At 60.7% G+C, this 13877-nt stretch carries 13 protein-coding genes; 7 read left to right on the plus strand and 6 right to left on the minus strand.

All coding sequences use genetic code 11. The annotated features are described in order from the left end of the window. Together GH659_RS11790 and GH659_RS11795 are read left to right on the plus strand one after the other, a co-directional pair. Window positions 1-3159 carry an efflux RND transporter permease subunit gene (locus GH659_RS11790; RefSeq protein ID WP_153111609.1) on the plus strand — a complete coding sequence of 1053 codons (3159 nt, stop codon included), beginning with the start codon at window positions 1-3 and terminating at the stop codon, window positions 3157-3159. Then, window positions 3159-4532: an efflux transporter outer membrane subunit gene (locus tag GH659_RS11795; protein ID WP_153111610.1), complete on the plus strand. Its 1374-nt coding sequence runs from the start codon at window positions 3159-3161 to the stop codon at window positions 4530-4532. Before GH659_RS11790 ends, GH659_RS11795 begins: the two co-directional genes overlap by 1 nt. A 102-nt stretch (window positions 4533-4634) precedes the next feature. On the opposite strand, the gene GH659_RS11800 is transcribed toward GH659_RS11795, so the two are convergent. Continuing rightward, entirely contained in the window at window positions 4635-5147 is a 513-nt protein-coding gene (locus tag GH659_RS11800) for an acyl-CoA thioesterase (protein WP_153111611.1), read from the minus strand. Window positions 5148-5421: 274 nt separating this feature from the next. Here GH659_RS11800 and GH659_RS11805 point away from each other — a divergent pair, with 274 nt between their 5' ends. Both GH659_RS11805 and GH659_RS11810 read left to right on the plus strand, forming a co-directional pair. Continuing rightward, on the plus strand, window positions 5422-6654 hold the full coding sequence (locus GH659_RS11805) for a cystathionine gamma-synthase family protein (RefSeq protein ID WP_153111612.1): 1233 nt from the start codon (window positions 5422-5424) through the stop codon (window positions 6652-6654). Window positions 6655-6681: 27 nt separating this feature from the next. Next, window positions 6682-7851 carry a MalY/PatB family protein gene (locus GH659_RS11810; protein WP_153111613.1) on the plus strand — a complete coding sequence of 390 codons (1170 nt, stop codon included), beginning with the start codon at window positions 6682-6684 and terminating at the stop codon, window positions 7849-7851. A 13-nt stretch (window positions 7852-7864) separates the two neighbouring features. On the opposite strand, the gene GH659_RS11815 is transcribed toward GH659_RS11810, so the two are convergent. The 4 genes from GH659_RS11815 to GH659_RS11830 form a co-directional block, all read right to left on the minus strand. Beyond that, window positions 7865-8434 (minus strand): recombinase family protein, encoded by a 570-nt coding sequence (locus GH659_RS11815; protein ID WP_153111614.1) that lies wholly within the window; start codon window positions 8432-8434, stop codon window positions 7865-7867. Window positions 8435-8436: 2 nt separating this feature from the next. Next, complete coding sequence (locus GH659_RS11820; protein ID WP_153111615.1) at window positions 8437-8853, minus strand: hypothetical protein; 417 nt, start codon at window positions 8851-8853, stop codon at window positions 8437-8439. Between the two features lie 80 nt (window positions 8854-8933). Continuing rightward, window positions 8934-9461, minus strand: coding sequence for an alpha/beta hydrolase (locus GH659_RS11825; protein ID WP_153111616.1), 528 nt, complete (start codon window positions 9459-9461; stop codon window positions 8934-8936). A 78-nt stretch (window positions 9462-9539) separates the two neighbouring features. After that, window positions 9540-9818, minus strand: a complete 279-nt coding sequence (locus GH659_RS11830) for an HU family DNA-binding protein (protein ID WP_153111617.1) — start codon at window positions 9816-9818, stop codon at window positions 9540-9542. A 213-nt stretch (window positions 9819-10031) separates the two neighbouring features. Between GH659_RS11830 and GH659_RS11835 the strand changes: the two genes are divergently transcribed. Both GH659_RS11835 and GH659_RS11840 read left to right on the plus strand, forming a co-directional pair. Continuing rightward, complete coding sequence (locus GH659_RS11835; RefSeq protein WP_153111618.1) at window positions 10032-10352, plus strand: hypothetical protein; 321 nt, start codon at window positions 10032-10034, stop codon at window positions 10350-10352. 141 nt (window positions 10353-10493) lie between these two features. Beyond that, window positions 10494-10820, plus strand: coding sequence for a DUF3135 domain-containing protein (locus GH659_RS11840; RefSeq protein WP_153111619.1), 327 nt, complete (start codon window positions 10494-10496; stop codon window positions 10818-10820). Window positions 10821-11049: 229 nt separating this feature from the next. Here the strand turns inward: GH659_RS11840 and GH659_RS11845 are convergent, their stop codons facing one another. After that, complete coding sequence (locus tag GH659_RS11845; RefSeq protein ID WP_153111620.1) at window positions 11050-11229, minus strand: hypothetical protein; 180 nt, start codon at window positions 11227-11229, stop codon at window positions 11050-11052. A gap of 476 nt (window positions 11230-11705) precedes the next feature. Between GH659_RS11845 and GH659_RS11850 the strand changes: the two genes are divergently transcribed. Then, window positions 11706-13793, plus strand: a complete 2088-nt coding sequence (locus GH659_RS11850) for an AAA family ATPase (protein WP_153111621.1) — start codon at window positions 11706-11708, stop codon at window positions 13791-13793. Window positions 13794-13877: the final 84 nt, after the last annotated feature.

Here is a 13877-nt window from a genome sequence, read left to right on the forward strand (position 1 = left end):
ATGGCCCGTTTTTTTATTGACCGCCCGATCTTCGCCTGGGTCATCGCCATCGTCATCATGCTGGCCGGCGCCCTGTCGATTCACCAACTGGCGCTGGAGCAGTACCCGGACATCGCGCCGACCCAGGTGTCCGTTTCTGCCACCTATACCGGCGCCTCGGCGAAGACGGTCGAGGATTCGGTGACGCAGGTCATCGAGCAGAAGATGAAGGGACTCGACCACCTGCAGTCGATGGCATCCTCCAGCAGCTCGAACGGCAGCGCGCGCGTGACGCTCGCCTTCACCGCCGGCACCAACCCCGACGTGGCGCAGATGCAGGTGCAGAACAAGGTGCAGCAAGCCTTGTCGCAGTTGCCGCAGGCCGTGCAGGACCAGGGCGTGACGGTGACCAAGTCGGGCACCGACTTCCTGATGATCGTGACGCTGACCTCGGACAATCCGGCGGTCACCGCGACCGATATCGGCGATTACATGTCGTCCAGCCTTGTCGATGTGATCAGCCGCATCGACGGCGTCGGCGAGGTGCAGGCGTTCGGTTCCGGCTACGCGATGCGGGTCTGGCTCGACCCCGGCAAGCTGGAGAAATACGCGCTGATGCCGTCCGACATCACGGCGGCGCTGGCTGCGCAGAACACGCAGGTCTCCGCCGGCCAGCTCGGCGCGCTGCCGGCCAAGGCGGGGCAAATGCTCAACGCGACGATTTCCGCGCGCAGCAAGTTGCGCACCGTCGATGAATTCAACAACGTCGTCGTTAAGTCGGCCAGCGACGGCACCATCGTCCGCCTGGCCGACGTGGCCCGCGTCGAACTGGGCAGCGAAAGCTACACGATCCAGACGCGTTTCGACGGCAAGCCGTCGGCCGCCATGGGCGTTAAGCTGGCCACCGGCGCCAACGCGCTCGGCGTCGCCGAGGCGGTGAAAGCCAAGATTGCCGAATTGCAGCCGTTCTTTCCGGATCAGATGAAAGCCGACATCGGCTACGACACGACGCCGTTCGTCAAAATCTCGATCGAGGAAGTGGTGATCACGCTGGTCGAGGCGATGATCCTTGTCGTCGCCATCATGTACCTGTTCATGCAGAACCTGCGCGCCACCCTGATTCCGGCGATTGCCGTGCCGGTGGTGCTGCTCGGCACCTTCGGCGTGTTGGCGGCGTTCGGCTACTCGATCAACACGCTAACCATGTTCGGCATGGTGCTGGCGATCGGCCTGCTCGTCGACGACGCCATCGTCGTCGTGGAGAACGTCGAGCGGCTGATGACCGACCGCGGCCTGTCGGCGCGCGAGGCGACGCGTGAATCGATGAATGAAATCACCGGCGCCCTGATCGGCATCGCGCTCGTCCTCTCGGCGGTGTTCATCCCGATGGCCTTCTTTGGCGGTTCGACCGGCGTCATCTACCGGCAATTTTCGATCACCATCGTGTCTTCGATGCTGCTTTCGGTGCTGGTGGCGATGACGCTGACCCCGGCGCTGTGCGCGTCGCTGTTGCGCCTCTCCGACGTCGATCATCACGAAGACGCCAAGCCGCATGGCCCGGCGCAACGTTTCTTCGCCGCCTTCAACCATGCCTTCGTGCGCGGCAGCGACCGTTACCAGAGCAGCGTCGCCGGCATCCTGCAGCGCGGCAAGCGCTTCATGGCCATCTACGCGCTGATTCTCGGCGTGCTGGCCGTGTCGTTCATGCGCCTGCCAACGTCCTTCCTGCCCGATGAGGATCAGGGCATGCTGATGGCGGTGGTCCAGATGCCTGCCGGCGCGACCTTCACGCGCACCGACGCCGTGTTGCGCCAGTTCGAGGACTACCTTTCGAAGCATCCCGACGTCAAGGACTACATCGCGCTCGTCGGTCTGAGCGGCGACCAGGCCTCGGCCAACGCCTTCATCAAGCTGAAGGACTGGAGCGAGCGCAAGGGCAAGGGCCACGATGCCGCCTCGCTGGCGCGCGAAATGACCGGCGCGATGAGCGGCCTGCGCGACGCCCGCCTGTTCGTCCTGCTTCCCCCGGCCGTGCGCGGCCTCGGCTCGAACGCCGGTTTCACCGTCGAATTGCAGGATCTCGCCGGCAACGGCCACGAGGCGATGGTCAAGGCGAGGGATCAATTCCTGCAATTGGCGCGTCAGGACAAGCGATTGACGCAGGTGCGCGCCAGCGGTCTCGACGACGTCGCCGAATTCTCGGTGGCCATCGACGATCGCAAAGCCTCGGCGATGAAACTGGCAACGAGCGACATCAACAGCACTCTATCTACGGCGCTCGGCGGCACTTACGTCAATGACTTCCTGAACAAGTCGCGCGTCAAGAAGGTGTATGTGCAGGGCGACGCCGACTTCCGCATGAAGCCGGACGACCTGGCACGTTGGCATGTGCGCAACAGCGCCGGCGAAATGGTGCCGTTCTCGACCTTCTCGAAAACCGACTGGACCTATGGCTCGCCGAAGCTGGAACGCTACAGCGGCATGTCGTCCTACGAGATCGTCGGCTCGCCGGCGGAAGGCGTCAGCTCCGGCGATGCGATGGCGGCGGTCGAGGAGATCATCAAGCAGCTGCCATCCGGCATCAGCTACGAATGGGCCGGGCAGTCGTACCAGGAGCGTCTGGCCGGTTCGCAGGCCCCCGCGCTGTACGCGATCTCGATCCTCTTCGTCTTTCTCTGTCTCGCGGCGCTTTATGAGAGCTGGACGATCCCGTTCTCCGTCCTGCTTGTCGTGCCGCTCGGCATCATCGGCGCGGTGCTGGCGACCTGGCTGGCCGGGCTGGAAAACGACGTCTATTTCCAGATCGGCTTGCTGACCACGGTCGGCCTGTCGGCGAAGAACGCCATCCTGATCGTCGAATTCGCCAAGGCGCTGCGCGAGCAGGGCAAGACGCTGGTCGAGGCGACGCTGGAAGCCGTGCGCTTGCGCTTGCGCCCGATCCTGATGACCTCGCTGGCTTTCATGTTCGGTGTGCTGCCGCTCGCCTTCAGCAGCGGCGCCGGTTCGGCCAGCCGCCGCGCCATCGGCACCGGCGTGCTCGGTGGCATGGCGACGGCGACAGTGCTCGGGCTGATCTTCGTGCCGCTGTTCTTTGTCCTCGTTTGCCGGCTGTTTGAGCGGCGGCGTCAGCCGTCAGAGGCGGCGGGCCTCGTCGTCGCCAACGCGGAAGGAGATGCTTGATGCGCCCGCTTGCCATCGTTACACCGTTGATTTGCTTCACTCTTCTCGCCGGTTGCGCCAATCTGGCGCCCGATTATGCCCGGCCGCACATGCCCGTGCCGGCGACCATCGACGGAAAATCCGTTTCGGCGCAGACCGTGGAAGGACTCGACTGGCAGCGCGTCGTCACCGAGGATCGCCTGCGGAAAACCGTCGAGCTGGCGCTCGCCAACAACCGCGATCTGCGCATCGCGGCGCTGAATATCGAAAAGGCGCGGGCGCAGTATCAAATTCAGGATGCGGCGCTGTATCCGGCGATCAATGCGACCGTTGGCGGCTCGTCGAGTCGCTACGAGGGCGCGATCAACCGCAAGTACAGTGCCGGGCTCGGCATCACGTCCTACGAGCTCGATTTCTTCGGCCGCTTGTCGAATCTATCGGAATCGGCGCTGCAGAGCTTCCTGACGACCGAGGCGACGCAACGCAGCGTGCGCACCAGCCTGATCGCGGAAGTTACCAGCGCGTGGCTTACGTTGGCTGCCACCCAGGATCTGCTGAAGCTGGCGCAGGAAACGCTGGAGAGCCGCACGAAGACGCTTGAGCTGACGCGCAAGCAACTGGCGCTGGGCGGCGTCTCGCGGCTGGCCGTCGCACAGGCGCAGGCGACGACGGAAGCGGCGCGCGGCGATGTGGCGAACTATACGAGTCTGGTCGAACAGGCGCGCAATGCGCTGAACCTGCTGGCCGGGACGGTTGTTCCCGACGACCTGCGGCCGGCAGCGACGAACAGCGTCGGCCAAAGCGCCTTGGCGCTGCTCGAGGTGCCGGCGGGTTTGTCGTCCGAGCAGCTGTTGCAGCGTCCGGACATCGTGGCCGCCGAGCATTCGCTGATCGCTTCCCATGCCGATATCGGCGCGGCGCGGGCGGCTTTCTTCCCGTCGATCACGCTGACCGGCAGCGCCGGCAGCGCGAGTTCCAGCCTGAATCAACTGTTCGATGCGGGCACGCGCGCGTGGGCGTTTGCGCCGACGTTGACGCTGCCGATCTTCAATGCCGGCGCGCTCCGGGCCTCGTTATCGGTGGCCGAAACCAGCCGCGACATCCAGGTTGCCACCTACGAGAAAACGGTGCAGACGGCGTTCCGCGAAGTCGCCGACGCGCTCGCCGAGCGCAGCACGCTGAACGAGCGCATGGAGGCGCAAAAGGCCGAGGTCGATGCCTATGCCACCAGCTTGCGCCTGTCCACGGAACGCTACCGCTCCGGTGCCGATAGTTACCTCAACGTGCTCGATTCGCAGCGTTCGCTCTACACGGCGCAGAAAAGTCTGATCAGTCTGCAGCTCTCCGAGCAGACGAACCGGATGACGCTGTTCAAGGTGCTGGGCGGGGAGTGATTCCGGCGGCGATATCGCGCAGTCTGTTGTGTTGTAAAGACAAAAGGGCAATCGTCGGATTGCCCTTTTTTGCAGGTTTACAGCCGGTCGTTGGGCTGGTGATCAAATATATTGGCCAGTGGAGAAAGCCGTGGTGGGGGCCGATTGCAGGGCGCGCAGCCGCGTTTCGAATTCGCGCCGCAATCCCCGGCGTACTTCGGCGGCGCGGTGACGCCGAATCTCGTCCTCGGTCTCCGGCTTGAGCGGAGGGACGGTGGCCGGCTTGCGATCGTCGCCGACGGCGACCATCGTGAAGAAGCAGCTGTTGGCGTGTCGGATGACCTGCGTGCGGATGTCTTCAGTCAGCACCTTGATCCCGATTTCCATTGACGTATTGCCGGTGTAATTGACGGAGGCCAGGAAGGTCACCAGCTCTCCAACGTGGATCGGTTCGCGGAACACGACCTGGTCGACGGACATCGTGACGACATAACGATTCGAGTAACGCGTTGCGCAGGCATAGGCGACCTGGTCGAGCAGCTTGAGAATCGCGCCGCCGTGAACGTTGCCGGAAAAATTGGCCATGTCCGGGGTCATCAGGACGGTCATGGCCAGTTTGTGTTTGGGTAGTTGCATGAGGCACCTCGCGGTTAGTGGGAGCGCCGAGTATAGCGAACTTCACGGAGCGAACCTCCAGCGCCGGCGCGGTTTGACGAGCGGCTGGGAGAAACGCCATATATTTCTGACGCGCATAACAAAATGCCGAAACGGTCTGATTTCGTATAAGCGGTACGCGTAAAATGGCGACTTTTCCCCGTGTGGGGATCGTTGTGCGATCCAGTTCAGTCGGGCCGCCGCTTTCGGTGCTTGAAATCTGCAGACGCACGGACTTCTTTGAGGCGCGAAAAACATGAAAAAACCTGGATTTACCACTGCCACGCTGCATAGCGACCGTTCGAAGCCGATTGAGCATGGCGCGACGCACAAGCCGATCCACAACTCGGCGGCGTTCTGTTATGCCGACGCCAATGAACTCGTCAAAGTCTTTCAGGGAGAAAAGGCCGGATTCGTCTATGGGCGCCAAGGCTCGCCGACCTCCGCCGCGCTGGAGGACAAAATCACGCGGATGGAGGACGGTCTCGCGACGATCTCCTTCAGCAGCGGCATGGCGGCGATCTCGACGACGCTGTTTGCCTTGTTGCGCGCCGGTGACCACATGGTTGCCAGCAGCTTCCTGTTCGGCAATACCACCAGCCTGTTTGAGACCTTCGCCCAGTTCGGCATCGAAGTCACCTTTGTCGATCCGACCGAGGCGGCCAACGTCGAAGCCGCGCTGAAGCCGAATACCCGCGTGGTTTTCGTTGAAACGATCGCCAACCCGCGTACGCAGGTGGCCGATCTGGCCGGCATCGGCGCCGTCTGTCAGGCGCGCAATGTCCTCTATGTTGTCGATAACACCATCACGACGCCTTTCCTGTTCCAGCCCAAGCGCGTCTGTGCCAGCCTCGTCATCAATTCGCTGACCAAGTACATCGGCGGCCACGGCAACGCGCTCGGCGGCGCGGTGACCGATACCGGGCTGTTCGACTGGTCGACGTACCCGAACATCTACGATCACTACAAGAAAGGCGAAACCAAGACGTGGGGCGTCGTGCAGATCCGCAAGAAGGGCTTGCGCGACGCGGGGGCCACGCTTGGCCCGGAAGCCGCGCACCATCTGGCGATCGGCGCCGAGACGCTGGCACTGCGCATGCAGCGCACCTGTTCCAACGCGCAACGGCTGGCCGAATTCCTCGCCGCGCATCCGAAGGTCAAGCGCGTCTACTACCCGGGCCTGTCGGATCATCCGCAGTACGAACGCGCCAAGTCGCTGTTCTGCGGCAACAGCGGCATCCTGTCGTTTGAACTGATCGACGGCATCGATTGCATCGCGGCGCTCGGCAAGCTGGAAATCGTGATTTCGTCGACCAACCTTGGTGACAACCGCACGCTGGCGATTCCCGTGGCACCGACGATCTATTTCGAAATGGGGGCGGAACGGCGCGCAAGCTTGGGTATCGCCGAATCGCTCATCCGCATTTCGACCGGGATCGAGGATATCGAGGACTTGATCGCCGATTTCACTGCGGCGCTGGCGGACTGACGCTTATTGCATTTGGAACGGCCGACGATGACAACTTCCGACTTTGAGCATTTCCCCAGCGCGCTGGCCGATTCGATGAAGTGGCATAAGTACGCCGGGCGGGACGTGCTGCCGATGTGGGTGGCCGACATGGACTTTGCCGCGCCGCCGCCAGTCCTCGCCGCGCTGCGGCAACGTCTCGACCACGGCATGATGACCTACAACGTGCCATCGTCGTCGCAGGTCGGATGCATCGTCGACCATCTCGCCAGTGAGTACGACTGGCCGATCGAAGCCGACTGGCTGGTGTGGCTGCCGGGACTGGTGCCGGGGCTGAATATCGCCTGCCGGGCGGTGGGTGAGCCCGATAGCGCGGTGTTCACGGCGACGCCGATCTATCCGCCGTTCATGAGCGCGCCACGCAATTCAGGGCGGCGTACCGTCGGGATTCCGCTGGCTCGGCAAAATGGTCGCTGGGGGTGGGACTTCGACCGGCTGTCATCGACGTTGGCCGATCATCCCGATGGTCGCCTGTTCCTCCTCTGTCACCCGCATAACCCGGTCGGCCGTGTGTGGCGTGACGATGAGTTGCAAGCGCTTGCCGCGCACATGGAGCGTCACGACCTGATCGTCTGCTCGGATGAGATTCACTGCGGTTTGCTGCTCGATGCCGGCCTGAAGCATCGGCCATTTGCCACTCTGTCGCCGGAAATCGAGCGGCGCAGCATCACCTTGATGGCCCCGTCCAAGACCTACAACTTGCCGGGTTTGGCCACGGCCTTTGCGATCATTCCCGACGCTTCACTCCGGCGCGCCTTCCGGACGGTGATGCAGGGCATCGTGCCTTCCTGCCCCAATACTCTGGGCATGGTCGCCGCCGAAGCTGCTTACCGCGATTGCGCCGAATGGCGTTCCGGGCTGCTCGCCACGCTACGCGGCAATCGTGATCGGCTGGAAGCGACCGTGGCCCGCTTGCCCGGCCTGAAGATGACGCACGTCGAGGCAACCTACCTTGGCTGGATAGACGCAAGCGAGCTGTGCAATCAGCACGGCATCGATCATCCACAACGATTTTTTGAGGAGGCCGGCGTTGGCTTGTCACCCGGCGCCGATTTCGGCCCGGATAGCCATCAGTTCGTGCGGCTCAATTTCGGGTGTCCGCAGGCGACGCTTGAAAAGGCGCTGGTGAGAATCACCACAGCGATCCAACGCTTGTGACAATCATCGCAGTTCAGGAGTTGTCGGCCATGCCGCGTGCCAGGTACTTATAAACGGCTTCGCGACTGATGCCGAACTCGCGTGCCAGTTGCGCCTTCGGCTCGCCGGCTGCGGCCCGCTGGCAAAGCTCACGGGCGCGGGTCGGGGTGAGGGTGGGCTTGCGTCCGGAATAGACGCCTTTCTTCCTGGCTTCTTCGATGCCCGCGCGCTGGCGTTCGCGGACCAAGGCCCGCTCGAACCCGGCTAGCGCCTCCAGCATCCGGATGTGTAGCTTCCCCATCGGTGTTTGTTCGGCGCCAAAAACCAGCTCCTCCTTGTGGAAGCGAATCGTCACCCCCTTGGCGGTCAGCGTTTCCACGGTCATGGACAAGTCGGCGAGATTTCCGGCCAGCCGATCCATCGAATCCACATGCAGCACGTCGCCGGAGAGCAGGTAGTCGATGCACGCCCGCAACACCGGGCGGTCATGCAGGCTCTTGGCGTTTAACGTTTCGTCAAATACCCGGTTGAGCGGTACGCCATCCAATTGCGGGGCGGTTTGGCCGACACAGGCGCGGATGTAACCGATGTGCCGGCCGCTCATGGTCAGGCTACCGAGGGGGCGAAATTGGGAGAATACTCGGCGACCAGCGCGCGGGCATTTTCGCCCAGACCGAGCGCTTCGGCTTTGGTCAGGAATTCCTGAACTTCTTCCTGTTTCGTGTGGTTGTAAGTCCAGTGGGCGCGTCCATCGTCATTCAGTTTTATGAGCGAGGTTTTGAGTTTCTCTCCCGGCATCCAGTCCCGCGACCAGATGAACTGGTCGCAGCTGCGGCCGCCGCGTTTATTGAGGCCGAGCAATTCGAAGCCGGCGATGAATTCAAGATCCTCGCCGGAGCGCTCGCACTCTTCCTCGGCCAGCGCGATGATGTCGCTTTCGGATTTATAGACCGTCGTTGTCCAACGGACTTCGGCACCGTTCTCGTTGCTTGTGCCGATCAGGGCGAAATAGGCTGCACTCATTCCGTCTACTCCAACAAAAAAAAGCCGTATTTTTTGGCTAATTCGATGGTGTGTCAAGAAATTGATTGTTAGACCCTATTTCAACACTCGGGTGCGTTGGCGGTGAGAATCCGAGTCAGGAAACGATCGAAGATTTCCCCGATCTCGGGCAGGACGCCGATGAGCCGGTGATCGCCATCAAATACGTGCAGTTCGGCACTCATTGTCTTGGCAAAACGGATGCCGTGTTCGACCGGAATGATTTCATCGTGCCAGCCAAAAACGACACAGGTGTGGCCGGCCCCGGACACCGGATTTTGCTCGGCGGACCCCGGGTAATAGAACGCCGGTGCCATGAGAAAGAGCCCTGCCGGTTTTAGCGTGGTCGAGGCGACGGTGGAGATGTAGCCGCCCATGCTGGAGCCGACCATGATCAACTGGCCGTGAGCTGGAAGCTCCGTCGCCAGCAAACGTTTTACCCGTTCGTCGGCATCGGGCAGGTCACCGTATTCGGGACTCAGGACCGCGCATCCGTGGTGCTCGGCGATACGAGCCAGATGCTGGATTTTGGTGCCCCACGGGCCGGATTCCTTGCCGTGGGCGAATAGGACGAGGGGCTTCGTGGTCATGGGAGGGGATGAAAGTCGGTGCTGCTTGGGGGCATGTCGCCTCGGGGAATTCCCCGAGGGACGTTAGCTGAAACCTTTTTACTTCTTGGCAACGGCGGCTTTGAAGCCGGCGCCAACGGCAAACTTGGGCACGGTTGCGGCCGGGATTTCGAGCTTTTCACCGGTCTTCGGGTTCTTGCCCTGGCGAGCCGCGCGCTCGGACGTTTTGAACGCGCCAAAGCCGATCAGATTGACCGCGTCGCCAGCGGCAACGGTTTCGACGATCGTATCGAGAAACGCGTCAAGCGCCTTGGTCGCATCGGCCTTCGAGATTTCTGCCTTGCCGGCGATGGCATCAATCAGTTCTGATTTGTTCATAGTGCATTCCTCGGAATAGGTAGATTTGTTGGGGGGCGAAGCATACCGAAAATTCGTCTTGGCGGCCAATCGAACGAGGCCATTTGCGCCCGAGGTGGCTTTGTTTTCCGACAGGGCACGGTCTATCTTGAAAGTGAAGGATGGGGAATAACAGATGAATCCGACTCAAGGAGTGTGCGGTTTCCGGTTAAGGACAACTTAAAAAGGAGGACTATGGTTACCCCAACTCAACAAGCCAGACAATATGCGCGCGATTGCGCAGCTTTGCTTCGTTCGATGGAACGCATTGATTTACGAGAGGCGTCTTATATCGCAGCAAGCGAAATTGACGTCTTCCACTTCGATGCTTTAAGGCTGATCAAGGAGGCAATTGAGAAAGGTGAGTTGTCCGCGTTTGTCGTTCGGGAGATGCATATGTGCTCTGCCGATGTACGTGGATATATTGACGCCGCTCAATCGAAGGTTTCGGTAGCCGAATTGACGAGGTGGCTTGAGGCATTGCAGGGTGGGTACAGAAGGAGCGTAGCCGCGTAGATGTGCGGCTTCGCCGAAAAAGGGAAGGTCTCCGGGGCATCAGGGCTTGGGATCTTCCCTTGTTGGCGGAAAATCCATTGCGAATGGCTTTTGTTTCATCGATGTCCCGAATAGGTGGGCGTTTGTGCCGCGGGAGGCAAGATGAAAAATGAAAGCGATTTTATCTTTGAGGAATGGGCCTTCCTGGCCCGGGTTGATCCCGAAGCGTTCGAAATCCGCCGCCGGAAGGCGATAGGGGAGTTTCTCGGCACGTCCGGACGACAACGAGTGCTGGGCGAAATGCTGCAGCGTCGGATCGACGCAGCGCGGGTCGAGGCCGAGACTCCCCAAGCGGCGCTTGTGGTTATCGCAAGAATGCTTTGCGAGGAACTGGATGTCCTCGGCAACGAGTTGCAGGCGCTGAGAGATCAAATGGGCAAAATCAGGCGGAACAGCGAGTTGCCGCCCGAAAACCCACCGTGTGCCTAATCGTACGTCATGTTGAAGCGCATGACTAAATGCCTCACCGCCAAGACACCACGAGCACAAAGATTCACCAAGAAAACAGGGTGTTAACTTGGTGCTCTCTTGGTGTGCTTGGTGCCTTGGTGGTTCGCTTTTTCCGTTGAATGACTACTGGTCGGCAGCGATGTTGAAGAGCAGGAAAAACTACTGCCGCTCAAAAACTCGCCTCCTTGTCACTCAAGGGTCTGTTGACTCAAAAGAAGCCAAGCTTCCCCTCGCCCAATACACCGGAAATGATCAGGATGAACTCACGTCCTTCTCTATCAATGCCGAAGTGAATAGCTTTCTCGCCATTTTTTATGGCCGGCTGCAAGTAGGTTGCCTCATCGAGGATTTCACTTGCTTCATCGAAAGTTAAATGTTTCATTTTCATGCGCTTGCGTGCCTCCTTCTGCTACGTCAGAGCGGTGCAACTTCCCGCTGCTGGAATTCAGTGCCGGGGAAGAATCGCCCGTGAGGGAGATTATTGTTGCTGCCGTTCATGGCAGGAATTACGGATGATGTTCCCGGAACTTAAGACCGCCCACGGCGGCGCTGTGTTCCCAACGGGCGCGATATTCTGAAAGAGGCTTTTAATCAATCGGTTATGTCGATATTGAATGTCTTCAGATGGGGGCTTTGGGAGGCCTCCCGTTGCTCATGGCTGAGCGCATTCGGCCGTAGTCGCGGCGTGTTCCGAATTTTGTCGGGCGGAAATACAAGACGTGAATTAATGTGAAAGGGTCGGGCGTTTTTTCCGTAACACCCGGTCAAGCTTGTCGTGGCCGTCTGTCGCCGCTTGGAACGAACGACGGTGATGCCGGTTTTAACGGTCGAACACGGCGAGTGCCCAAAAAAGGAGAAACGGCAATGGCGGATTTGCCTAAACCCAGCAACGGGAAAACGGCCGCAAGGCGTTTGTGGCCCACTCTAAAGAAAGCCAGCGGCCGCTTGCAGGATTGGTTCGCGATCCAATCGACGACCATCAGGCTGATGGTGGTGGTGATGGCATTGCTTGCTCCGGCAACGGGCATCTACACGTTCGCCCTCATGCAAAAGAGGGAAGCCCTGGCCGAGCAGGTGAAGGCGATGGACGTTGCCGGGAAGTCGGGGGAGGGAGTATGGAAATTCAACGATACGCTCCCCGTGGTCTTCGGGACCGGTTCGCTGCTCGTCTTTCTCGAAAACAACCCGATCGAGCGCATCAACGTGATCTACGAGCCGCTGATGTGGAACGTTGCCGAGCGCATCATTCTGGTCGAGTCGCAGGGCAACCAATATGCCTTTTACCCCAGCGACATGGAGACAAAGATCTTTACCGACCGGGCCGTTAGTGCGCCGTGGGGGCAGAAGCTCGATTTCATTCCGCGCGGTGAGCTGAGCGCCAGCCAGTTGGAGGTATTCGAGCGTTTGGACTATCGCTTTGCCAGCGCTCGTCCGCATCTCGAGCAGGCGAACTGGAAGGCGGGATTAAGTGCCTTGCTTTCGTCGGCGTTGATGCTCGGCCTGCTGATTTTTCTCTACTCCCAGTTCAAAGGACAGTTCAAATCGCTCAAATTCATTGAGCCGTCGCAGGTGCAAGGCTCCATTGACGACCTTGTCGGCATGGATGACATCAAAGCCGAAGTGGCGCAGATCAAGGATTTGTATCAGCGTCGGGCCGAGTATGCGGAGTATGGCGTCCGCAGACCGTTCAACGTGATGTTCAGCGGACCGGCCGGTACCGGCAAAACCAAGCTGGCCAGTTATCTCGCCAAGGAACTCGGGCTTCCCATCCTCTTTCATTCGGCGACCGACCTTGAAACCGGTTACGTCGCCGGTGGTTCAGGCACGCTCGGCCGGATCGTCGCCATGGCCAAGCGGCGCCGGCGTTGCATCGTGTTCCTGGATGAGGCGCAGGACCTTTTCATGAAGCGCGGCGGTCGTCGGAAATTCGACGACGATACGGCGAACACGCTCCTTTCCGTGCTGGACGGCGTGCGTAGCCGGGACGAAGCCGAGATCATCTGGATCGTGGCCAGCAACTTCAACAGCGAAACGATGCAGATGGACGAGGCCATGCTGCGGCGCTTCCAGATGAAGGTCGACTTCCGCATGCCCAACCGCGAGGAACGACTCGCCATCATCGGCCATTACCTGAGCCAGCGGGCCGGGAAGGTGCTTGCCGATCTCGATCTCGGACATCTGGTCGACGTGACCGAGGGCAGGAGTCCGGCGGATCTTGAAACGATCATCAATCAGGCGGGCATCATGGCCGTGCAGGCCGGCGGGATGATTGGCGCCGACATCCTGATGCAGGCGGCGGAGCGGGTGCTGGTGGGCAACGTCAACACGAGCACGACGGACGAGCGCGAGCGGGACCGGCGGATCATTGCGGTGCACGAGTGGGGGCATTTCCTCGTCGATCTCGCGCATGAACGTCAGCGGACCAACGACAATTGGGAACTGATCCTGGCCCACATGAAGACGATCAAGATTTCGCTCAAGGCCAATCCGCGCAGCAATGCGCTGGGCTTCGTCTTCCACAAGCAGGGCGTCAATCTGCTCAAGACCAAGGGCGACATCGAGCACGACGTACGCGTGTTGCTCGGCGGAATGGCCAACGAGGAACTTTTCTTCGGCGAGGACGGGACGACCAACGGCGCCTACAACGACATTACCCGCGTGACGCAACTGCTGCATCACGCCGTTGGCGAAATGGGCATGTACCGCAAGACCCGCCTGAATTTCGGCGCGCTGGGCGGTGAGGGCCAAGGTGCGCGAAGCCGTTCGCTGGACGAGGAAACGCGCAGCCTGATGGAAGCGCAGAGCGAGCGGTTGTATGCGGAAACGAAAGCCACCCTGGCCGAGTTCAAGCCGCTGACCGAGCATCTGGTCGACAAACTCCTCGACGCCGGCGAAATGAACCTGCATGAGGCATTGGCCGAGATCAGGCGTTTTGAGTCGCCCAATGCTTGAACGCCGTGCTCCGCTGGCTAGACTGAGACTGCAGGGCACGACTGGATCGTAAGTGGAGGTAGGTTTTTCCACCGTTCCAGAGCG

It is taken from the genome of Propionivibrio limicola (assembly GCF_009469695.1).
Lineage (GTDB): Bacteria > Pseudomonadota > Gammaproteobacteria > Burkholderiales > Rhodocyclaceae > Propionivibrio > Propionivibrio limicola.